We start from the raw sequence: 20,112 nt of genomic DNA, 5'->3' as shown, positions 1-20,112 counted from the left end.
TGGGACTTGACGTGCACATCGCCGACTTGATCCTCAAAAGTCAAGGCAATTACCGCGAATTGGAGGAACTAGCAGAAATGCTAGACAACTGCTTAGACAATTGCGAATTGAATCTGAATTCCATTCGCATAATCGCTGACGACATCCCGCAGCCTGCAACCCCCAGCATGAAAGATTTGCCACTTGAGCAAAAACAGCTTATTTATTCGTGTTCAAATACCAACTCAATTTTACTGAATTTGCTCAGCGAAATTGTTGGCAAGACCCCTGAAGCACTAGCCCATGATATAGCATTGCAAGCATCAATTCATAAACAACCAGTCGAAGAACAAGAAATAGAACAATTCATAGAACAGGTAATGATGCCCCTAGCTGAAGAAGCAAAAAACAATCGTCCACCCAAATGTCATTACGTCTTCAAAAAGATGAACTAAGAAAAGATGAGCTAAAAAAACGGTCAAGTCGCAATCTTGACCGTTCTAAGGAGCTGTCTTGCTAACTGTCCTACTCGCATCTACTTTATCATGAAGCAAACCAAAAACAAGCACATTGCCGAGTTAATCAAATCTGCTAAACAGCGATTTGAGAATTTTAGCGACGCGGAAACACAAGAAGTTTTTCTCACCATCAAAGAAGCAAAAACTAGGGGATTGTTGCGGAAACAGCCTCCCGATCGATGCTTGAATCAGTATGTCAATGCTGCCAACTGCCTCTTAAACCTTTACTCAACAGATGAATTTGCAGCGATTTTAACGCAAGACATTGACCACTTATACGCCTACATTGCGCTAGTGGCCACAAATTCAATCACCACAACCGCCTGAAGAGCGCCGCTCGGGCTCGGCGGCCGAAACTCCCTTTCCCAAGGGGGAGTCGCGGATCGAGTCCAAATCATCCGCCGATTAAAAGGGCTGCGATTTAGGGCTTTCAGATTGAATCAAGCTGTCACGGCTTTTTTGGTTTCACAAGCTCGGTCGCTGCCTAATTAGTTGTTTGTCTCGCGCACTTGAAGCTTTAAGAGTGAATTAGGCTCATGTGGCCTTTGGGTGATTCATAAGCTGCTGCTGCGAGATTTGGAAAACTCACCCTTAAAAATGGAATGACTCAAATTATCGGCTTGGATATTAGCAAGGCCTCGGTTTCGTGTTGCTTAATATCGGAAAAGATCGACGAACCGCGCGAGTTTTATTACCGCTACAATTTCCACAAATTCGCTGCTACAGTCCACGGAATTAATGAATTACTTGCACTAATTGGATCGGAATTAGATCGAAAAAACACGATCGCCATAATGGAACCCACGGGAATTAACTATCAAATCCTTTGGGGAACCCAGCTTGCGCGGGCGGGAGTAGAAGTGCGACTGGTGGGTCATAAAGAGCTTCGATCGTTCCGAGAGCATCACCTCGGACTGCCAGACAAAGACGACGACGCGGACGCGCTAGCACTGGCGATTTATGGCTGGGACTACCTCGACACCCCCCGGCGATTTGTCCAAACGCGCGATCGCACAATCGTACAAATTCGCCGGCTAGTTCTCCGGCTCGCGCACCTCAACCGCGTCCAAAGCCCGATTATCAACCGCGCTAGACAAGACTTAGCGTGGCAGTTTCCAGAAGCGGCGCCGATCAAATCGCTCCGGTCTGGCGAGAAAGTGCCGCTGTTGTGGGGGTGGCTGTGCGGCGAGCGCCAAAGTGTGAAGTATGACTTAATGCTGGAAAAGTCGATCGGTTTGGGCATCACCGACGAACTGAGGAAACACGCCGCCCGCATCTGTGACTTGCAGCGGGAAGAACACTTCGTAGAGTTCGAGTTATCAAAGCTTGTGAGCGAGCCGCAGTTTTTACCATACAGAAAAGTGTTTGCCCGGTTTGGTTTTGGTCGCAGAGTCGAGGCGCTGTTGCTCAGCCAGATTTATCCGTTTCAAAATTATCTCGCGGCTAATGGCAAGCCCGATGTCAAAATTCGCACGGGTCGCAAGTCTGGCAAACCAACAAAAAGGCATTTATCGCTTCGTCGATTCTGTAAAGCTTTGGGATACGCGCCCTCGCAAGAGTCAAGCGGCGACTTGCAAAAGTCAAAAGTTGTTGGGGGTTCGGATTTATGCCGTAAAGCTCTCTGGCAGTGGATTTTCACGCGAGTCGAAGTGAAGCGCGCTCGCATGGCTAACGACATTGGCGATCGGCTCGGTCAAATTATGGATGAGGAAAAAGCCAGCGGCCGGCCGGTGCGGTTAGTGCGATCGCGCGTGGCGGCTAAAGCGGTTAAGCTGTTATTCAAAGAACTCGTGTACGAACTCGTTCACTCCAATCTAAAATCTAAAATCCAGAATCCAGAATTACTAGAGTGAAACCAAAAACCTTAAATCGGACTTTGCCGCTAGCAACCTTTGAGGCTGCTTACCAGTTGTTACAGCAAATGGCTGAACTCCCCGGGGCGATTTGGCTGGCCGACGATGCGATCGCGGATTCTCAAAATCTGGAAAATTCGTCGGAAAGGTTTGCAGCAGTGGTATCAGAGCATTTTAGCGCGCTGCTGCGGGGCAATCTATTAGATGAGTTCGCAACAAACGGACACAAACACAGCGAAAAAAATCTCCATTCGCAATTGAATGTGCAGTTGACTTTCGACCCCGGGGCGATCGCCAATTTCCTCTCTCCCATCGCAGACAAACTCGCAGAAATAACGCCCGCACCCTCGCGGCAAATTGACATTCGCGCCCTCAAACAAGCAATTAAAAATCTACAGCCAAACTCGGCATTGCTTCAAAGCGAATTCACTCTAAATTTGCTGGATATTCTCGCTGCAAATGCCAGCCCAAAAAGTCGCCATACCCTACACACCCAAACTGAAATCAAGGGAAAATCGGCGCCCCAACTGATAGATCCAGAAACGCTAAAGCGCCCGATTTCCGAAGCCGTCAATCACTTACAAATTGCCAGTTCCTGCATTTCATTTTGTCAGCCGGTGGAAGATGCTTTGCAGCAGCAGCTCGAACAAGAACGGCTTTTGAATCAGGTGACAACTCAAATCCGCCAAAGTTTGGAATTGCCTGTAATTTTGTCAAAAGCAGTCGAGCGAGTGCGAGAGTTTTTGGAAGTAGATCGCCTGTTAATTTATCAATTTGAAAAAGTGCCAGCGCCGCACAATGGCGAGTTAGGTAAAGAAATTCCTGCGGCGGTTTCTGGGTCGGGCGAAATCCCAGAATTTTCCGGGTCTTACTTGTATTTAGGTCGTGTCACATACGAAGCTTTAGCCAACGATGCTATCTCGTCTGTACTGAATTTTAGTGAAGACGCGCAGTGTTTTACCAATGGAGTCATTGACCGAGAGAAATATCGCAAAGGTTTGGCTTTGTGCGTTGCGGATGTGGAAACAACTTACTCTTCGCAGCCTTGTTTTTTAGAGTTGATGCGGCGGGCGAAGGTGCGGGCGAAGTTGCTAGTGCCGATCGTAGTTCAAGACGAATTGTGGGGGCTACTAATTGCCCACCAGTGTACTGTTCGGGAGTGGGAAGAAAGCAAAAAAACATTTTTGCGGCAAATAGCAGAACATTTGGCGATCGCCATTTACCAAGCCGAACTTTATGCAGAAGTCCAGCAGCAAAAGCGCACCTCAGAACAGCGCGTAATAGAGCGCACGCGAGAACTGCGCGATGCACTGGTCGCCGCCCAGTCTGCCAGCCTCGCCAAGAGCGAATTTTTGGCAGCTATGAGCCACGAATTGCGGACTCCTCTCACTTGCGTCATCGGCATTTCCGACACGCTACTGCGGTGGTCTTACGGCAAAGTTGGCAGTAAAGAAGTGCCAGTGCAAAAGCAGCGGCAGTACCTGCAAACTATCCGAGATAGCGGCGACCACTTATTAGAATTAATTAACGATATTTTAGATTTATCGCAAGTAGAAGCGGGAAAAGCAGTCTTAAAAATTAGTGAATTTTCACTTTCTAAATTAGCTTCTCAGAGCCTGCACGCCCTCAAAGAAAAAGCGGCGGCTAAAGGCGTGGAACTGCTGCAAGAACAGCGGATAAAACAAGAGTGCGATCGCTTCATCGCTGACCCGCGCCGCTTGAGACAAATTCTCTTCAATCTTTTAGGAAATGCGATTAAGTTTACTCCCAAAGGGGGGCGAGTCATCCTGCGAGTTTGGGTGACAGAAGATAAAAATCGAACGCCGGCAGTCCGGCAGCCCGGTACTGCACCGGCAGGTAGCACCGCTGTTTTTCAAATCAAAGATACCGGCATTGGAATTCCCGAAGATCAGCGATCGCTTTTGTTTCAAAAATTCCAGCAGTTGGATTCCCCCTACCGCCGCGAATACGGCGGTACCGGTCTGGGATTGGCTTTAACTAAACAGTTAGTAGAGCTTCACGGCGGCGCGATCGAAGTCAACTCTACAGTTGATGTCGGCTCTACTTTTACCGTTTTTATACCCATCCAAACTCTCACCAAAGATGAATCCACAAAATTTAAATATGAAAAATCGAATTCATCTTTACCGCTGCATTCTTCTTCCTTGCGCGGCAGCCTCGTCCTCGTCGAAGAAGATGAAGAAACAGCCATGCTGATTTGCGATATCCTGACAGCCGCAGGACTGCAAGTGGTGTGGATGATTGAAGGTTCGGCAGCGGTGGAACAAATTGAACTTTTGCAACCGAATGCTGTGATTGTAGATATGCGTTTACCCGGGATGAATGGCTGCGAAATAATCCAACAACTGCGCCAAAAACCCGCTACTGAAAATATCAAGATTCTAGCTTTAAGCGCTCAGGAAATTCCCGCAGATCAGATATCTTTCGTGACAGCGGGAGCTAACGATTGTTTGGCTAAACCGATTCACCCCCAGCAATTGCTTGACAAAATTCTTTCTTTGATGGCCGGGATTGGTAATGGGTAATTGGGCATGGGGCCTGGGGCATTGGGCATTGGGCATTGGGCATTGAGTAATGGGTAATTGGGCATTGGGCATTGGGCATTTAATATAATTGAGTTTTTGAGGTAATTATGGGAAGACCTGATTTTGAGGAATTAGAGGTTTATAAGTTGGCGGAAAGTTTGGGGAATCAGATTTGGGACATTGTTAAAAAAGGGGATTATTTCACAAAAGATACGATGGGCAAACAGATCGTTCGGTCTGCTGATAGTGTCTGTGCTAATATTACTGAAGGAAGAAGTCCTTATAATGCAATACGGTTTACTTAACACTATTTATACCCCGGAGATCCCCCTAAATCCCCCGAAAGCAAGGGGGACTTTGAGGGCATTCTTATCCCCCCCTCTTTTAAAGGGGGGTTAGGGGGGATCTTTCTTAAGTGAACCGTATTGCCTTATAATGACCAAGATAATCGGCGTTTTGTAAAAATTGCGAGAGGCTCTTTGTACGAAACAGTAAACTGGTTAAGATTAGCCTATGCTAGACAACTTATCACAAGCGAAGAAGTAAGCAAATTTAAACCAATTGTCGATCAATTACTACCAAAACTTAACGCTTATTTGAGTTGAATAGGGCACAGGGAATAAATTACAAAACAAGCCCAATGCCCAATGCCCCATGCCCCATGCCCCATGCCCCAATCCGCCATGATTAATTGTCAAATTCCTACAGGATTAATTGTTTCTTGTCAAGCACCTGCTGATTCGCCGCTGCACGATCCGATCGTAATTGCGGCAATGGCTCGAACCGCCATCAATCGAGGTGCATCGGGCGTGCGGATTGACACTCCGGCTCACATTGCAGCGGTGCGAAAACAGGTATCCGCTCCCATAATTGGGATTTGGAAGCAGCAATTGCCGGGATGCGAGATTTACATTACTCCTCGGTTTGAAGACGCGCGGGCGATCGCCGCTGCCGGAGCCGATATTATCGCCGTTGACGCTACTCTGAGAAACCGTCCTGTCGGCGAAGACTTAAAGACGTTAATCGCGCGAATCCGCAGCGAATTGGGCAAATTAGTGATGGCGGATGTAGATACGATAGAAGCTGCGATCGCGGCGGTTCAAGCTGGTGCAGATACTGTCGGAACTACTCTTTTTGGCTACACTCCCCAAACGCAAAATTTCTCGCCGCCCGGATTTGATTTGCTTGCGGAAATGGTAGAAAAGCTTAAGGTTCCCGTTATCTGCGAAGGCGGGATCGCTGGGCCGGAAATGGCAAAAAAAGCCTTGGATTTAGGAGCGGTGGCTGTTGTTGTGGGGACAGATATTACTGGGATCGATCTTAAGGTGACAGCCTATAAGTCGCTGATGGGGAAGTAAGAAGGAAGTTCGGCAACGGATTGTTTAACGGATGTAACGGATAGAAGGAAGTTCGGCAACGGATTGTTTAACGGATGTAACGGATGTAACGGATAGAAGGAAGTTCGGCAACGGATTGTTTAACGGATGTAACGGATGTAACGGATAGAAGGAAGTTCGGCAACGGATTGTTTAACGGATGTAACGGATAGAAGGAAGAAGGGACAATAAATATTGGGCGATAGAAATCGCTTTTAGGCAAACGAAACGCGCAAGGTAAGGTGTGGAAATATCGGGCGATTTCTATCGCCCTTTATCAGGGGAAGTTGCTAAATCAGTGCGCCGTTGATAAAGCTGCTAACTACAGTCAAGGCGATCGCCCCCAGTACCGCGCTCCAAAGGCCCATCCGCAAACTAAATCCTTCAACTAACTTCGCAGCCGAGGCAAAAACAATCACGTTCATTACTACAAAAGCAAACACGCCGGAAAGCAATCTTAGCGTCAGCAGGTTCGGAACGAAAAAAACTGCTTTCAGAATTGGCAAAATTAAAACATTCAACATTCCCAAAACCGCAGCGGAAATTACTGTTTTCGGTGTGCTGTCAATTTTTAGACCGTCGGCAGTTGAGAAATTAGCAACAAGCTGCTGCCCGTCACCAGCCAAGCAATCAAAAAATCGATCGGTTCCACAGCGGCCGTACCTCCTTAACAGTTGAATTGTCAGAAAAGCCTGATTAAGATCGACCTTAATCAAACAATCCAGCGGATTCGTCTGCCAACCGACAGAATTTAGGTCTGTCACTAAAGAGTTAGAAGTTATAATCCCTGTATTCTGGGCCAAATAATCCGGATGGGAACCGTCTCTACCTGTTAGTTGAATAAAAAGAGCAGATTAATTAATATGGCTGGCGATTTTTCTTTTAACTCTAAAGTCCGATTCGACACAAAAGGCTTAAACAATCCTGCACGGCAAGGCAGCCGATCGGTCCAAGTTATGATTTTTATGCTGCTAGTCACTACCTTAGTGACGCTGCCGATATTTCGTCTAGCCGAACTGCAACTGGTACAGGGAGCCTACAACCGACAGCGGGCGGAAAATAACCGCATTCGCCCTGTTTCAGTCGCAGCGAATCGCGGTCAAATTTTAGACCGCAGCGGCAAAATTTTTGCGGCCAACCGCGTATCTCGATCGGTCTATGTGTGGCCAAAAGAGCGATCGACCAAGGAGTGGCAAGAGATCGCCGGTATACTGGGCCCGATAGTCAAACTTCCCGCAGCCGAAATTATCAAAAAAATCGATGGAGTTGGCTACAGATCAGCCATCCCAGTGCGAATTAGTAAGGATATCGATGTCGGTACTTTCGTCGCGTTGGGAGAACAAGCTAATACTTTGCGAGGAGTTGAAATTCGCGTAGAATCGAGCCGAGACAATCCCAACCAGCAATTAGCAGCTCACCTTTTGGGATACGTCGGCGAAGCTACTTTAGACGAATTAAAAGCTAATCCTGCATATCCGATGGGAATGATCGTCGGTCAGATGGGAGTTGAAAAATTAGCCAATTCAACTTTAGAGGGCGTTTGGGGAAACCGTTTAATCGAGGTGAATGCTAAGGGCGAGGAAATCCAAGATTTAGGTGTAAAGGACCCTATTCCGGGCAAATCGGTGCAGCTAACTTTAGATTTAGATATGCAGAAAACTGCGGAAAAAGCTTTGGGCGATCGCCTGGGTGCAGTTGTGGCGATCGACGTGAAAACAGGAGCTCTTTTAACAATGGCTAGTTGGCCGACATTTGACCCCAATATTTTCACCCGGAAGGTGAGTCAAAAAGAATGGGATCGACTGCAAGGGCCAGACAAACCATTTTTAAATCGAGCCGTTCAAGGCTATCCAGTCGGCAGCACTTTTAAGATTGTAACTTCTGTAGCCGGGATGGAGTCTGGCAAATTTTCTCCTGACTCGACTTTGGTAAGTTCTGCTTCAATTAACATCGGCGGAATTTCCTTTAACGAACACGGCGCCGGTTACGGCACTATAGGTTTCCGCGATGCTTTAGCCTACAGCAGCAATACGTTTTTCTATCAAGTCGGTATGGCAGCCGGGCCGGAAGAAATGGCGAAATGGGCTAAAAAAATGGGCATTGGCGGTACTATTAATTTAGATATTTTGGGGATAGACGGCGCCAATCACGGTCAAGTTCCGATACCAGCAGAGAAAAATAAAATGTATGGTGAAGATTGGTACGTGGGCGATACAGTAACAATGGCGATCGGTCAAGGTTTGGTACTTTGTACTCCCCTAGAATTGGCTGTGATGGTGTCAACTATTGCCAACGGTGGTTGGCGACTACAGCCGCATTTGTTGGCTTCTCAAACCAATACTCCTATAACTCAAAAAATTCAAACAGGTATTAAGCCTGCCACTTTAAATGTCGTTAAACAAGGATTGATGGACGTGGTAAAAAAAGGTACAGGCCGCGGCATGAATGATGGTACTATTCCTTTAAGTGCTGGCAAAACTGGGACTGTGGAAATGCCCGGTCATCCTGACAATTCTATGTATGTGGGTTTTGCTCCCGCTGACAAACCGGAAGTTGCGATCGCAGTTATCGTTGAAGGCGGAGGATATGGTGCTGTAGCGGCGGCACCAATTGCTCAAGAGGTATTCCGAACCTATTTTCAAAAGCAGGGTTTTAAACCTACTAATAAGCCTCTATAGTCATTAGTTAATAGTTGACTGTTGGCTGTTGGCTGTTGACTGTTCTCATTTTGTCCCATACTTCGATCGCACTTTTCCCAGATATGTTGGAAAAGTGCGATCGATCAAAAGTTTTCCCCTACCAATCGTCTCACTTCCACGGTTGATAAATTCATCATTTGCGCTACCTGTTCCCGACTCATTCCAGAATTTAAGAGTTGAGTTACGAGCGATCGTAATGTTGACTCCGCAGCCAGTCGTCCCAGGTTCTCTTCCTTGTGAGTCTTCAAAAACTCACCCGTTTCAGGAACTCTAAACCTCAATTCTCCTGAAATTAGATGCAATTCCAGTCCCAGCACTTCACTGAACAACCACAGCGTATCGAAAGCGATATTGTTGGCTGCAATTGGCTCGTACTGATTGTTTATCAAACGTACTCCCTGTAAAATCGGATTCAGATAATCTCCCGACGGATCATACTGAAAATATTCCCTAACTCCCAAAGCCCTATAAATTTCCGGTTTGGTTTCTTGGTCTTTCGTCTGAGTTGTTTCCGAAGTAATTTCTAACACAAAATCGGGAGTAATTCCGCCTTCTTCCCAAACTTTATAATTATCCCTTTTGCGGTTGGCAACTCCAAACACCACATAAATATCCGGGGCCACAACTGCCTGATTGTTCCCTTCTTCATAATAAATGAAAGAATTGGCTGACACGTAAACATCCGAACGTTCTTGAAAGTAAAGCTTGACAGCTTCTACGCTGTAAGTCATGTAATCGCGCGTGATGTCGCTTTCAGCCATCGGCTCTCCGTCGCTGCTGGGATATTCAATTTCTACTTGTTCTACTTGAGTTAAAATTGTCATTTTTCAATTTTCCTCAAACTTAATTAATTTAATGCCAGCATTCTGTAGGAGTTGGGAAAAGTTCGATATTCCTCAAAAAAATAAACAGCGGTAAGGTGTGCACTGCACACCTACATAATTAGGTGCTGCGTCCGGGACTGTAAGGCTGGTAAGATGGTTTACAGATACAGACTATTTAAATTCTAATTAATCCCTCTGTCTAAAATAATCATTTCCGAACCAACAACCGGACTTCTAGCTATTAACTTGCCTTCCATATTCGCAATTTCTAACTTGCTGAAATCGAGTGAGTTAGCCTCCTTCCACATCTTTGTTGCTAGTTGATTTTGCTCGATTTCGCTGAGTTTGTACCAATCTTCAGCGACTTTTACCGTCAAAATGCTGCTGGAAAAATTAGCTTGAACAGACTCAACTAAACCGCCGCCCAGTCGATTCTTAATGTCAGTAACTTGAGTTTGAATCGCAGCAATCAGAGACTGTTCGGGCGTCAGCGGTGGCGGTGGGATAATTTCTACTGGTTGCGGTTTTTCCGGCGCCACTAAATCGGGCAACTTGCTTTTGAAGTTAGCAGAGATTGGCTCAGATGGTACGATCGCCTCTGGCGATTGCGGCGTTCCCGATGCCAGAAAATCATCAAACGTTGGCGACGACTGCTGCGCTGCTGGGAGAGGCACTTTTGCTACTTTCTCCGGTGGTTTTGCTGAGAAACTGTTGAAAGTTAAACCGACTACAACGATCAGAATTGCTGCTATGGCGGCGTTTAAAATTGGATCGGACAGCTTCTGGTTCGTAGATGGTGGCAGTAGCGATCGCACTAGCCGCACAATACTTTGCCAAAGTACACCGACGTTCTGTAAAAAGCTCCCTTCCCTGCGTTGGGATACAGGCTTTTTATCAACTTTTACAGCAACTTGTGGTGGCACGCTGTTAACTTCCGCAGCAACAGCGGGAGGAGTTACTGTTGCTGAGTCAGAAGCGGTGGGCGCGATCGGCTTTTCTTGCTGCAACGGGGGTTCGGCTGGTAATTTTTTGCCTTTTTTTCCCAAATTCCCAATCGAGGCCATCAAAGTTTTGATTCTCTGATTTTTGGGAACCGCGCTGCTGGCATTTTGAGTTTTGCTGCCAGTGGGGGCAGACTTTGGGGCCGAATCAACCTCCGGGATCGGAGATTGAGAGGGTTCTGGAGTTGACGGGTTTAGTTGTTCTTCTGACATTTTCTCTGCCTTGGGGCGTTGCAAATATATCTAAACGAGATAAATTTTAATTGAGCCATCTCAACCTTAATTTATCATTTTATTAGTTGTAACCGAATCAAAATGAGCATCAAACGTCGTCACTTTCTAATTTTAGGCAGTCTCAGCAGCTTAGGTTTTGCCGCAGTCTCGAAAATGATTCAGGTTCGGACTTCCTCGGGTAGAGACACCAATGCTGCTGTGCCTTCTAACGTTGAGGCAGAAAGGGCGATCGTCCCTTTGCCGGCCTCACCGCCTATTTTACGCTTTATTTCGGTGGCCGACACCGGTACCGGCGCTGAAGGTCAGTATGCTGTGGCTGAGGCGATGGCGCAATATCACCGGAAAAACCCTTTTAATGTTGCTGTTCTCGCCGGGGACAATATCTACAATAACGGCGAAATTGAAAAAATTAATGCTGTTTTCGAGCGGCCTTATCAGCCATTATTACAGCAAGGTGTAAAATTTTATGCTTGTCTGGGAAATCACGACATCCGCACTGCTAACGGCGATCCGCAAGTTAAATATGCGGGTTTTAATATGCAAGGTCGCTACTATACTTTTCGCCGCGATTCCGTACAGTTTTTTGCTTTAGATACCAATCACAATGCGGATTGGAAAAATCAGCTTGTTTGGCTGGAAAAAGAGTTGAGTCAGAGCACCGCACCTTGGAAAGTTGTGTTCGGCCACCACCCGATTTATTCCTCTGGCGTCTACGGATCGAATCAATCTTTTATTAAGACTTTCGCGCCTTTGTTTCAAAAGTACGGCGTGCAGCTTTATATCAACGGACACGAGCATAGTTACGAACGCACTCGCTCGATTAACGGTACGACTTATTTAATTTGCGGTGCCGGCGGTGGCACTCGTCCGGTGAATCGTTCTGAATGGACGGAGTATTCTGCTAGCCGCCTGAGTTTTGCGACTTTTGATGTCTATGAAGACCGGATGTTTGTCAGTTCTATTGGTACTGACAAACGGGTTTTTGACAGGGGAGTGATCGAAGTGCGATCGGCTTAATTTAGATTGTTTTCCCAGACTTATCAGATGAATGGATTTATGTCAAGGTGTTTTGGTCGATCTATTTAACTGCGACTTACACCTTGAATCAATATCACCCTTTCCTCTTGACTTGAACAAAAATTCAAGTACAATGAATTGTTCAGCGTTAGAGGCATCTGAGTGAAAAGCGATACGTTAGTAAGAGGGAAAATTAATCCCTTAGTAAGACCTTTCTTAAAGTGGGCAGGAGGTAAAAGGCAGTTATTGCCAGAAATTGTTAAGTATGTTCCCAAGCTGACAAGCAAACATACATACTATGAACCTTTCATAGGTGGAGGTGCACTCTTGTTTGAGTTACAACCCCAAAAAGCTGTTATCAATGATAGCAACAGAGAACTGATTAACTGCTATAAAGTAATTAGAGACTCATTAGATGAGCTAATGGAGGAATTAAGCAAGGATAAATATAGCAATAGCGAAACTTCTTATTATGATATGAGAGACTTAGATCGTTCAGCTAAAAAATATGCCGATTTGTCGGCAGTTGAAAAAGCAGCACGAATCATTTATCTAAATAAAACTTGCTACAATGGTTTATTTAGGGTTAATTCCCAAGGTCAGTTTAATGTTCCGTTTGGCAGATATAAAAATCCCAATTTTTTAGATGAGGCTGTTTTAAGAGCAGTAAACAAATACTTAAGTAGCAACACCATTACACTGTTAAATTTGGATTTTCAAGAAGCTGTTAAAGATGCCAAAAAAGGAGATTTTATTTATTTAGATCCTCCTTACGATCCTGTTTCGGAAACAGCTTCTTTTACTGGATATGATGTAAATGGCTTTAATAGACACGAACAAGAACGACTAAAAAAAGTTTTTGACGACCTAACGGCTAAAGGTTGTAAAGTGATGATGAGTAATTCTTGTACGGATTTTATTCTTGATTTGTACAATGATTATCGGGATACAATCAAAAAAGTTAGGGCAACGAGAAGTATCAACTCAAATGCCTTAAAAAGAGGTAAGATTGATGAAGTATTAATTTTAAATTATCAAGTTCAGGACAAATAAATATGAGTAAAAACAAAAAAACTGCTAACGATAGAGCCTGGGAAACACTATTTGAAACGCATAACATTTTAGAAGAAGTAGATAAAAATGGCTGTTTTGAAATAGAATCGGCTCAAATCAACAAGCTAAGAGAAAGCAGGCTGATGGCAAAGTTCGATCACTCTGTCAATTTGCCAGATATCTTTCGAGAAAATTATCTATCAATCTTGCCAATCTCTCGCTCAAAATATGTGATTGGTAAGTTTGGTACACACTTTGAAGTTAAGTACGATCCTGAAATAGAAGTGATTCCTTTTGACTTTCCTTCAGAGATAGAGAGTATAGATTACACAAATTTATATTCTGAAAGTTCCGCATTGCACTGTGCATTTAATATCGGCATTATAGATGATTTATTAGGCGAAAAAACAGCTTATACTGTTTCTGGAAGAATGTCTACAGAGTCCTTTAATTTTAACATTATCAATTCCACCACCAACAAACCCTATTCAATCAAGGTTAAAAATTCTCAGTGTGAGATAGATGCCGGATTTGAAAGTAACAACTATTTTGTATTGATAGAAGCTAAGAACTATTCGATCGAGGATTTTTTGATTAGACAACTTTACTATCCTTACAGATTGTGGTCAAAAAAAATAACTAAAAAAGTAATTCCAGTATTGATGACATACTCTAACGACGTTTTTAGCTTTTTTATTTATGAATTTAGCAATGATGAAAATTATAACTCTCTGAAAATGAGAGAACAAAAGAATTATACGATCGCTCCCGAAGAAATACAACGGAGTGATGTCGATCGGGTATTCAATAATATTAAAGTAATTCCAGAGCCAGATGTTCCATTGCCACAAGCTGATAAATTTGAGAGGATAGTAGATTTATTATCATTGTTATTAGAAAGAGATTTAACCAAAGATGATTTTACAGAAAACTATGAATTTGACCGCAGGCAAACTGACTATTATACTAATGCTGGATTGTATATTGGACTGATAGAAAAGTATAAAGATTACCTGACAAAAAAAGTAACTTTTCGGTTGACAAGTGAAGGAAGGTCAATTTTACATAAAAGACCTAAATTAAAATATCTAGATTTGATTAATAAGATTTTAGAACGTCAAGTTTTTTATTTAGTGTTTCAATTAGCGCTTGAACTGGGACAAATTCCGCCAGAAGATGCAATCTGTAAAATAATCTCAGAAAATCGTTCAGATATTAATGATACAACTATAAAAAGGCGTTATTCTACTGTCCGAGGGTGGATTTCTTGGATTTGGTTCCAAATCAAAGACTAAAATTCGCATAGTTTGATTCTCCGGGCTTTTAGTACCTTCAACCTAGTTCTACCGTAAGGCCCGTTTCTGAAACGGACGCGGCAAGACGGAAAAAGGTGCGGAAGCAGACATTTATCTATAAATAACAGCCTTATAATGTCGATCGCAACTAGAACTGAATATAATAAATACTTCTGAAGTTGTCAGCGGATGTGGCACGGGATTAAACAGACAGCGCTCGATCGACCAAAAATTTTCGTTAGAATTATATATGTCAGCCTCGCCGGCAAAAATGCCCGATCGCCCGATCGGCAGATTTAGCTTCGGCTGTGCCAAAATTGTCTAACTCGCTCACAAGTGTTACCAGTCAAAGATCGTGCTGTGACACTTTACCCCACCAAGCAAATGCAAGATTTTATTAATAACGTCTCTCGCTACCCCCGGTTTTTCATTACGATATGTCTGGGAATTTTCTTTTTCCTGTTCGAGCGACTCAAACCCCTGCTCGATCGACCGGCAACTGCGATCGCCCTGATTAGTTCGATTGTAGCGACTTTTGTCTTTCTAACTTTTACACTGCGCGCCATGTTAGGCCTGAGTTCGGTTTAAAGCCAAGCTAGAGCGCAAACATTAACTGCAAATTCAGTTAAAACACTAACTCCCAAAGTAACTGCCAACTCTTGCAGGCGATCGCACACTTGACAATAGTCGCTGCGATAGATTGGAAGAGGAACAAAATTGCCCTAGTTACGCCAGTGCTGCTCAACCAAGGCCCAGGCAAACATTACCGAAGTGCAGGACAAGCGTTTGGGGCTATCAATATTCACTGGGGAAATACTGCACCTCTGTTTCCCCGGTGTCCCACTTAATCATTGGGAAGCGGCACACCCCGCCCCGCTTTCCTCTCTCGTTAACCTGACGGTATCACGAGAGTTTCCAGCGGACAAGACAGATGAAGTTTGAACATATCTATCAATTTTTTCAAGATCCCCCTCCTGTTTATCTAAACAAGGAATTAGCTGTGTGCTACATTCTCTCCGTGTTATTGCGCGGAGATTCCTACGGTACAGAACTGATTGGCCAACTAGAAAGGGAATTCCCCATCTACCGCCTTTCTGATACCGTTCTCTACAGCGCTCTGAAATTCCTCGAAGATGAAGGCGTAATCACCGGTTACTGGAAAAAAGTAGAAGGACGCGGCCGCCCCCGCCGGATGTATCAAATCCTCGCTGAGTGGCGGCACCAAGCTCAAGACCTCGCTCGTCTCTGGCACGATTACATTGGTCAGGGAAACGGTGCGTCAGAGCGTCGTTCCCGCGCCTTAGAAACTGGTCACACAGGTTAGCCGAGTTGGAATCGGATGCCTAAACCCTGGAGATGCTGGCGCTACTTGCAAAGCGATTTGCCTTCCTTGCCTTCGCTTTGCTCGATCGCCCGCCGCACAGCGATTAAAGCAGCTACACTACGTCAGGACTTACGCATTGTCACTTGAGAATTAGGGATGATGGGGAGATATGGGAATTTGGTGATGGGGAGAAAAAGGTTTTGCTACAAAGCTTTCTGCGAATTTTGGTAAAAAAGTGTCTGCGTAAGTCCTCGATCGCTTTCATCGGTAAAGTTCTGTAAAGTAAGAGTAGATAATTTCAATTACACAAACTTCTACCGATGGATACTACTGTTCTTTCTTCAACGTTTGTAATCACGCTGCTGCTGGCTGTAGGCTTGTTTTTCTTCATCAAGGCCTCAGTCAAAGCTCGAATCGAACAAATCAAGCTGGCTTCCGAGAGCGCCCAAGAGTCACTGTTAACCCAGCTACAAGAGTATTTTGCTTCTAGGGCTTACCGAGTTGTAGCCGTCGATGCTCCCAACTATAAAGTCACTTTTGAAGGTTTTGTGCGGCCTAGTTGGTTTTTAGCTATTTTTCTAACCATGCTAAGTGCAGGTGGCACTCTGTGCTTGGGACTGGTTTTGGGAATGCTAGTTCCTTCTTCAGGTCAAATTTTCCTAGCTTTGGTACTGCTGTCCCCGCTGGCGGGCATATTTTACTGGAAAAAAGCTGGACGCTCGGAGCAAGTCTCGCTCAAACTCGAATCAGTTGCTGAGTCTGGAAGCCAAACCAAGAGCTTGGTTACTGTCAGAGCTCACCGCGATGAACTAGCAGCCATGCAAAAAGCTTTAGATTTGAAACCGATCGATTAAAAGTTTGACGCGGAACGTTTTTTGATATGCTAGATGCCGTAGTTAGACTTCGAGCTGACAAACGGATGACTCAAGAGTGGCTCTCTCGTTGGCTGTTTTTTTGCTCCCCTTGTTCGATCGACAAAACAGTCAAAAAAAACCATTATCGTGAAAGTGCCAATTGTGGCTATCGCCTTTGGGCTGCGATCAAGCCTGTTGCGATGGCTCCTTATACCCTAATTTCTAAGGACTTTTCGCAGAAATTTCAGTTGGCACTCTCCAGACAATGAGAACTCTCGCGCTTTTGTTAAAAGACTTAGAAAAACATTGCTGTCAATGTTTTGAGCTAAACATTTTGAGCTATGCGCGGCTGGCTGACACCACAGGAATTTTTTCTGTGGTAGCTTCCAACATCACCTTTAAGCTGGGAAACAAGAAATGGTTCTCTTCTACGTATTGGGCTCCAAATAAACCTTTTTCAGCCCAGAAGTATCTGTCAGTGGTATGCTCGTTACGCTTGACTAACAGCAAAGCTGGGGGAGCAATGCCTTCTGCATGGATGAACTTGCGAGCCGCTGTTACGGGTTTATCTTCGCCGCTCTCGATGCTATATTGAGGCACACACTCTAAAATTCTGCGTCCTTCTTGTCGGCGGCGACTCTTGCGTTTGCGTCTCCTGGCCAATTTCTTTACCTCCTCTGTGAGCAGACAGTATGAGCAGACAGGTTGTAATGATAGCTACCAAATCCGAGGTCAGTATATCCGTTCTAGCTCAAAAAATCAACTGTTTTTAATATATCGACATAATCTTAACATTCGTGCCGATCGACAAAAGTGTAGCGGTTGTGGTATGGCTGGCCGCAAGTTCCGCCAAAAGCCAAGCTTGGGGATCGGTGGAAGCTACGCGGACGGCGATGCGGGGCAATTTTGGTTCATGAAAGCCCCATGCCTTCAAGATAGCTGCCTTCTATCAAAGGGAAGAAACCTGAAAAATAGAAGTCTCTCATCAGTAATCGGTGGCCGATCATTTGTAATTTACTTAGAATTCCGTTAGATATCTTAATGTGGCGCTCATGTTAATGCCAGCCAGTTCAGAATTTGTCAAACTTTGCCGCTCGCAGGTGGCCATCGCCGTTAGTTTGGGAGCGAAATTCAGCGCGGTATACCTGACACAAGAGTTGGTAGAAGGCAGTGAAGCAAAGTTGGTGCCGATCGCGGTTTACCCAGAAACCTCAGCCGAATCGGAAGAAAATCAGGGGTTGAGGTTGCAATCTCCCGAAAGCTCGACAGTAAAACCAGTGCCGCTACTGCTAGCGCCGCCGGTTCTTCCTGTGGAAGAATCAACCGTAGGATCGATCGCACCCGAGGCGCTTGGGGGTAATGAGCGCAGTTCCCATCAGTGCCAAGGCCCGGAGAATGTGTGGCAGCAGCGCAGGCAAATTGTGACGCCTCTGATACACGAGGGAGCTGTAATGGGACTCCTAGTCAGCGGTCGGCAAGACAGGCCTTGGAACGAGCGAGAGGAGGCTCAAATACAACAAATTGCTCGCACCTTAGCCCTAGCCTGCATTTTAGACCAGCGATCGCAGTGGATGCACCAGGAATTGGGCGCGAGTCGGCAAATCCAGGCTCAGGTTTACGACACGATGCACAATTTGCTGCACCAGTTCAAAAGTCCGCTGACAGCGTTGCGAACTTTTGGCAAGTTGTTAGCGCGGCGGCTGGTACCGGAAGACAAAAACCGCAATGTGGCTTTTAGTATTGTCCGAGAGAGCGATCGGCTGCAAGAGTTGCTGGTCCAGTTTGATCGAACCGTTGACACCGGCGAAGCACATCTAAAACTGCGATCGGGCACTTCAGAAAAAGCAATCTCCAATGTGGAATCAATCCGGCATTCTCCTCTGTCGCTGTCACCTGCGGCCAATTTGAAGGAATCCTGTTTTGTGATAGAAGTATTAAAACCGCTGTTAATTTCCGCCGAGGCGATCGCATCTGAAAGGCATCTGAAATTGCTAGCCGACCTGGAGACGGATTTGCCACCAGTCGGGGCGAACGATCGAGCTTTGCGCGAAGTTTTGAGCAATTTAATTGACAATGCTTTGAAATATACCCCTGCCGGCCGCCAAATTTATATTAAAGTGAGGTACAAAGCAGCGGATGGCGATCGGGCAGGATACAGCCAATTGCCTGCCATAGCAGTTGCCGTCAGCGACACAGGTTCCGGCATTCCTCCCCAGGATTTAGAGCATTTATTTGAGCGACACTACCGGGGAGAAAAAGCGCAGACAGAAATTCCCGGCACAGGATTGGGTTTGGCGATCGCCCGCGATTTAGTCCGCCAAATGCAAGGAGAAATAGAAGTATTTTCCCCAGTCAATCGTGAATGGCTGCCATCTGCAGAAACTAATTTATTATATCCAACCGATCGCGGCACTACCTTTGTGGTTTGGCTACCCGTGAATAAGTAACGAACTCTACTGCTAGGAGACATTTTTTATGAAGCATCTGCCTTTATTCGATAAAATTCCCAAGTTATCAAATTCTTTAAAAGTTTTCAAGAAACACTTTTTGGGTGTACCCCTTTTAGCTTTTTTTAACATTCTGACTATTGTGATTTTGGGCGGGCTGAGCGTATATGCCAAATTTAACAACAAGGGACGCGGAGTTGAACGCCTATTTAGCGATCCTTTTAATTTCTGGCTCCCTTATGAAGGAATTCTAACCGGACTTTCCGAAGTTATCGGGTGTCTCCCAGTCGCAATTTGTGCATTTACTTTCGGAGTGTTGCGCCAAAAAGATCCGGGTAGTAGAGCGACGATATTCTTATTTTTTAGTGCTTTACTCCTGGGAGTTTTTTACCTGGATGACAGGTTTCGGATGACTTTGATTATGTCTCGGTTGGGAATATCTAAGAAATTAATTTATTTGTGTTATGGTAGTGCAGTTTTCCTTTACGGAGTTAAGTTTTGGCGATACATCAAAACTACTCCTTACCTGCCATTAGTTGCAGCATTCATCTTGTTTGCTATCTCGCGGTTGGAGGATATTGTAAACACTCCAAATCAAGGACTACACGCGATTTTAGAAGATGGCACTAAATTATTAGGTCTAGTGAATTTAGCCCTGTATTTTTGGTACGTCTGTCATCATGAAGTTTGGCGGCATTTCCAGCAAAGCGAAAAGCGTTGATCGCCTCGATGGTATTACTACAAAAAAAGCCGTTGCTTAATTAGGGTATCACTAAGCAACGCGGGCGATCGTATAAAACCAAAATAATTTCTTTGATTTTGATAGGGAATCGGAAGATTAGCAAATTTTAGATAGTGAATTAATCATCGAAGCGAATGTCTGAGCAACTTGTTGCCTGATGTAGAATAACAAAAAGTTTTTCCTGTCAAACGAACTATCAGGATGTGTTAATCTTGTATTTACGCCCTCAACAATTCAGCAACATCCTAACTGATGTAGCACCGGTTCATAGGCTTTAACTATTTTTTTACGAAACTCGATCGCATAAAGTTTCATTTTTTCTGCTTCTCTACGGAATGCAGTCTACTAAA

Annotated in this window: 24 protein-coding genes; 18 read left to right on the top strand and 6 right to left on the bottom strand. The window is 44.9% G+C overall.

The features are described 5' to 3' along the window. The 7 genes from QUA58_RS06085 to QUA58_RS06055 form a co-directional block, all read left to right on the top strand. The coding region (locus QUA58_RS06085) for a hypothetical protein (protein WP_333393333.1) at positions 1-434 on the top strand (434 nt) is incomplete at its 5' end. A gap of 90 nt (positions 435-524) precedes the next feature. After that, positions 525-824 (top strand): hypothetical protein, encoded by a 300-nt coding sequence (locus QUA58_RS06080; RefSeq protein WP_333393332.1) that lies wholly within the window; start codon positions 525-527, stop codon positions 822-824. Positions 825-1,099: 275 nt separating this feature from the next. Continuing rightward, entirely contained in the window at positions 1,100-2,350 is a 1,251-nt protein-coding gene (locus QUA58_RS06075) for an IS110 family transposase (protein ID WP_333393331.1), read from the top strand. Next, a complete protein-coding gene (locus tag QUA58_RS06070; RefSeq protein ID WP_333393330.1) occupies positions 2,347-4,896 on the top strand; it encodes an ATP-binding protein in 2,550 nt (849 codons plus the stop codon). Before QUA58_RS06075 ends, QUA58_RS06070 begins: the two co-directional genes overlap by 4 nt. 107 nt (positions 4,897-5,003) lie before the next feature. After that, the gene (locus QUA58_RS06065; protein WP_333393329.1) at positions 5,004-5,201 is read left to right on the top strand and encodes a four helix bundle protein; all 198 of its coding nucleotides are present in this window, start codon (positions 5,004-5,006) and stop codon (positions 5,199-5,201) included. A gap of 120 nt (positions 5,202-5,321) precedes the next feature. Next, positions 5,322-5,501, top strand: a complete 180-nt coding sequence (locus QUA58_RS06060) for a four helix bundle protein (RefSeq protein WP_333249525.1) — start codon at positions 5,322-5,324, stop codon at positions 5,499-5,501. A 78-nt stretch (positions 5,502-5,579) separates the two neighbouring features. After that, entirely contained in the window at positions 5,580-6,254 is a 675-nt protein-coding gene (locus tag QUA58_RS06055; protein ID WP_333393328.1) for an N-acetylmannosamine-6-phosphate 2-epimerase, read from the top strand. 308 nt (positions 6,255-6,562) lie between these two features. Here QUA58_RS06055 and QUA58_RS06050 read toward each other — a convergent pair whose 3' ends face one another. Beyond that, positions 6,563-7,036, bottom strand: a complete 474-nt coding sequence (locus tag QUA58_RS06050; RefSeq protein ID WP_333393327.1) for a phage holin family protein — start codon at positions 7,034-7,036, stop codon at positions 6,563-6,565. A gap of 99 nt (positions 7,037-7,135) precedes the next feature. Between QUA58_RS06050 and mrdA the strand changes: the two genes are divergently transcribed. Continuing rightward, positions 7,136-8,950, top strand: coding sequence for a penicillin-binding protein 2 (gene mrdA, locus QUA58_RS06045; RefSeq protein ID WP_333249520.1), 1,815 nt, complete (start codon positions 7,136-7,138; stop codon positions 8,948-8,950). Positions 8,951-9,054: 104 nt separating this feature from the next. Here mrdA and QUA58_RS06040 read toward each other — a convergent pair whose 3' ends face one another. Together QUA58_RS06040 and QUA58_RS06035 are read right to left on the bottom strand one after the other, a co-directional pair. Continuing rightward, positions 9,055-9,795, bottom strand: a complete 741-nt coding sequence (locus QUA58_RS06040) for a Uma2 family endonuclease (protein WP_333393326.1) — start codon at positions 9,793-9,795, stop codon at positions 9,055-9,057. Between the two features lie 182 nt (positions 9,796-9,977). After that, positions 9,978-11,009: a hypothetical protein gene (locus QUA58_RS06035; RefSeq protein ID WP_333393325.1), complete on the bottom strand. Its 1,032-nt coding sequence runs from the start codon at positions 11,007-11,009 to the stop codon at positions 9,978-9,980. 102 nt (positions 11,010-11,111) lie between these two features. Between QUA58_RS06035 and QUA58_RS06030 the strand changes: the two genes are divergently transcribed. From QUA58_RS06030 to QUA58_RS06020, 3 genes are all read left to right on the top strand, one after another. After that, positions 11,112-12,047, top strand: a complete 936-nt coding sequence (locus QUA58_RS06030; RefSeq protein WP_333393324.1) for a metallophosphoesterase — start codon at positions 11,112-11,114, stop codon at positions 12,045-12,047. A 162-nt stretch (positions 12,048-12,209) separates the two neighbouring features. Beyond that, positions 12,210-13,100: a DNA adenine methylase gene (locus tag QUA58_RS06025; protein WP_333249513.1), complete on the top strand. Its 891-nt coding sequence runs from the start codon at positions 12,210-12,212 to the stop codon at positions 13,098-13,100. Positions 13,101-13,102: 2 nt separating this feature from the next. Beyond that, entirely contained in the window at positions 13,103-14,395 is a 1,293-nt protein-coding gene (locus QUA58_RS06020) for a type II restriction enzyme (protein WP_333249511.1), read from the top strand. Between the two features lie 111 nt (positions 14,396-14,506). On the opposite strand, the gene QUA58_RS06015 is transcribed toward QUA58_RS06020, so the two are convergent. After that, positions 14,507-14,710: a hypothetical protein gene (locus tag QUA58_RS06015; protein ID WP_333249509.1), complete on the bottom strand. Its 204-nt coding sequence runs from the start codon at positions 14,708-14,710 to the stop codon at positions 14,507-14,509. Positions 14,711-14,779: 69 nt separating this feature from the next. On the opposite strand from QUA58_RS06015, the gene QUA58_RS06010 reads away from it, so the two are divergent. The 5 genes from QUA58_RS06010 (at position 14,780) to QUA58_RS05990 (ending at position 16,842) form a co-directional block, all read left to right on the top strand. Next, entirely contained in the window at positions 14,780-14,983 is a 204-nt protein-coding gene (locus tag QUA58_RS06010; RefSeq protein WP_190657763.1) for a DUF751 family protein, read from the top strand. A 343-nt stretch (positions 14,984-15,326) separates the two neighbouring features. Further along, a complete protein-coding gene (locus QUA58_RS06005) occupies positions 15,327-15,719 on the top strand; it encodes a PadR family transcriptional regulator (RefSeq protein WP_333249507.1) in 393 nt (130 codons plus the stop codon). 15 nt (positions 15,720-15,734) lie between these two features. Further along, positions 15,735-15,866 carry a hypothetical protein gene (locus QUA58_RS06000; RefSeq protein WP_333078057.1) on the top strand — a complete coding sequence of 44 codons (132 nt, stop codon included), beginning with the start codon at positions 15,735-15,737 and terminating at the stop codon, positions 15,864-15,866. Between the two features lie 173 nt (positions 15,867-16,039). Next, on the top strand, positions 16,040-16,573 hold the full coding sequence (locus QUA58_RS05995) for a cofactor assembly of complex C subunit B (RefSeq protein WP_333393323.1): 534 nt from the start codon (positions 16,040-16,042) through the stop codon (positions 16,571-16,573). A gap of 26 nt (positions 16,574-16,599) precedes the next feature. Beyond that, a complete protein-coding gene (locus QUA58_RS05990; protein WP_333249503.1) occupies positions 16,600-16,842 on the top strand; it encodes a hypothetical protein in 243 nt (80 codons plus the stop codon). 70 nt (positions 16,843-16,912) lie between these two features. Here the strand turns inward: QUA58_RS05990 and QUA58_RS05985 are convergent, their stop codons facing one another. Next, positions 16,913-17,236 (bottom strand): DUF3155 domain-containing protein, encoded by a 324-nt coding sequence (locus QUA58_RS05985; RefSeq protein WP_006635576.1) that lies wholly within the window; start codon positions 17,234-17,236, stop codon positions 16,913-16,915. A 106-nt stretch (positions 17,237-17,342) separates the two neighbouring features. After that, on the bottom strand, positions 17,343-17,507 hold the full coding sequence (locus QUA58_RS05980) for a hypothetical protein (protein WP_333309603.1): 165 nt from the start codon (positions 17,505-17,507) through the stop codon (positions 17,343-17,345). Positions 17,508-17,631: 124 nt separating this feature from the next. On the opposite strand from QUA58_RS05980, the gene QUA58_RS05975 reads away from it, so the two are divergent. Next, positions 17,632-19,020: an ATP-binding protein gene (locus QUA58_RS05975; RefSeq protein WP_333393322.1), complete on the top strand. Its 1,389-nt coding sequence runs from the start codon at positions 17,632-17,634 to the stop codon at positions 19,018-19,020. A 28-nt stretch (positions 19,021-19,048) separates the two neighbouring features. Then, positions 19,049-19,741, top strand: coding sequence for a hypothetical protein (locus QUA58_RS05970; protein WP_333249500.1), 693 nt, complete (start codon positions 19,049-19,051; stop codon positions 19,739-19,741). Positions 19,742-20,112: the final 371 nt, after the last annotated feature.

The sequence above is a fragment of the Microcoleus sp. N9_A1 genome (genome assembly GCF_036701795.1).
GTDB lineage: Bacteria > Cyanobacteriota > Cyanobacteriia > Cyanobacteriales > Microcoleaceae > Microcoleus.
This window is presented reverse-complemented; position numbering and strand designations above follow the sequence as displayed.

Bases quoted from the DNA above. Each gene is read 5' to 3' on its own strand.
- QUA58_RS06080 (WP_333393332.1), top strand. From the start codon at position 525: ATGAAGCAAACCAAAAACAAGCACATTGCCGAGTTAATCAAATCTGCT.
- QUA58_RS06075 (WP_333393331.1), top strand. From the start codon at position 1,100: ATGACTCAAATTATCGGCTTGGATATTAGCAAGGCCTCGGTTTCGTGT.
- QUA58_RS06065 (WP_333393329.1), top strand. From the start codon at position 5,004: ATGGGAAGACCTGATTTTGAGGAATTAGAGGTTTATAAGTTGGCGGAA.
- QUA58_RS06055 (WP_333393328.1), top strand. From the start codon at position 5,580: ATGATTAATTGTCAAATTCCTACAGGATTAATTGTTTCTTGTCAAGCA.
- mrdA (WP_333249520.1), top strand. From the start codon at position 7,136: ATGGCTGGCGATTTTTCTTTTAACTCTAAAGTCCGATTCGACACAAAA.
- QUA58_RS06040 (WP_333393326.1), bottom strand. From the start codon at position 9,795: ATGACAATTTTAACTCAAGTAGAACAAGTAGAAATTGAATATCCCAGC.
- QUA58_RS06035 (WP_333393325.1), bottom strand. From the start codon at position 11,009: ATGTCAGAAGAACAACTAAACCCGTCAACTCCAGAACCCTCTCAATCT.
- QUA58_RS06030 (WP_333393324.1), top strand. From the start codon at position 11,112: ATGAGCATCAAACGTCGTCACTTTCTAATTTTAGGCAGTCTCAGCAGC.
- QUA58_RS06020 (WP_333249511.1), top strand. From the start codon at position 13,103: ATGAGTAAAAACAAAAAAACTGCTAACGATAGAGCCTGGGAAACACTA.
- QUA58_RS06010 (WP_190657763.1), top strand. From the start codon at position 14,780: ATGCAAGATTTTATTAATAACGTCTCTCGCTACCCCCGGTTTTTCATT.
- QUA58_RS06005 (WP_333249507.1), top strand. From the start codon at position 15,327: ATGAAGTTTGAACATATCTATCAATTTTTTCAAGATCCCCCTCCTGTT.
- QUA58_RS06000 (WP_333078057.1), top strand. From the start codon at position 15,735: ATGCCTAAACCCTGGAGATGCTGGCGCTACTTGCAAAGCGATTTGCCT.
- QUA58_RS05995 (WP_333393323.1), top strand. From the start codon at position 16,040: ATGGATACTACTGTTCTTTCTTCAACGTTTGTAATCACGCTGCTGCTG.
- QUA58_RS05990 (WP_333249503.1), top strand. From the start codon at position 16,600: ATGCTAGATGCCGTAGTTAGACTTCGAGCTGACAAACGGATGACTCAA.
- QUA58_RS05975 (WP_333393322.1), top strand. From the start codon at position 17,632: ATGCCAGCCAGTTCAGAATTTGTCAAACTTTGCCGCTCGCAGGTGGCC.
- QUA58_RS05970 (WP_333249500.1), top strand. From the start codon at position 19,049: ATGAAGCATCTGCCTTTATTCGATAAAATTCCCAAGTTATCAAATTCT.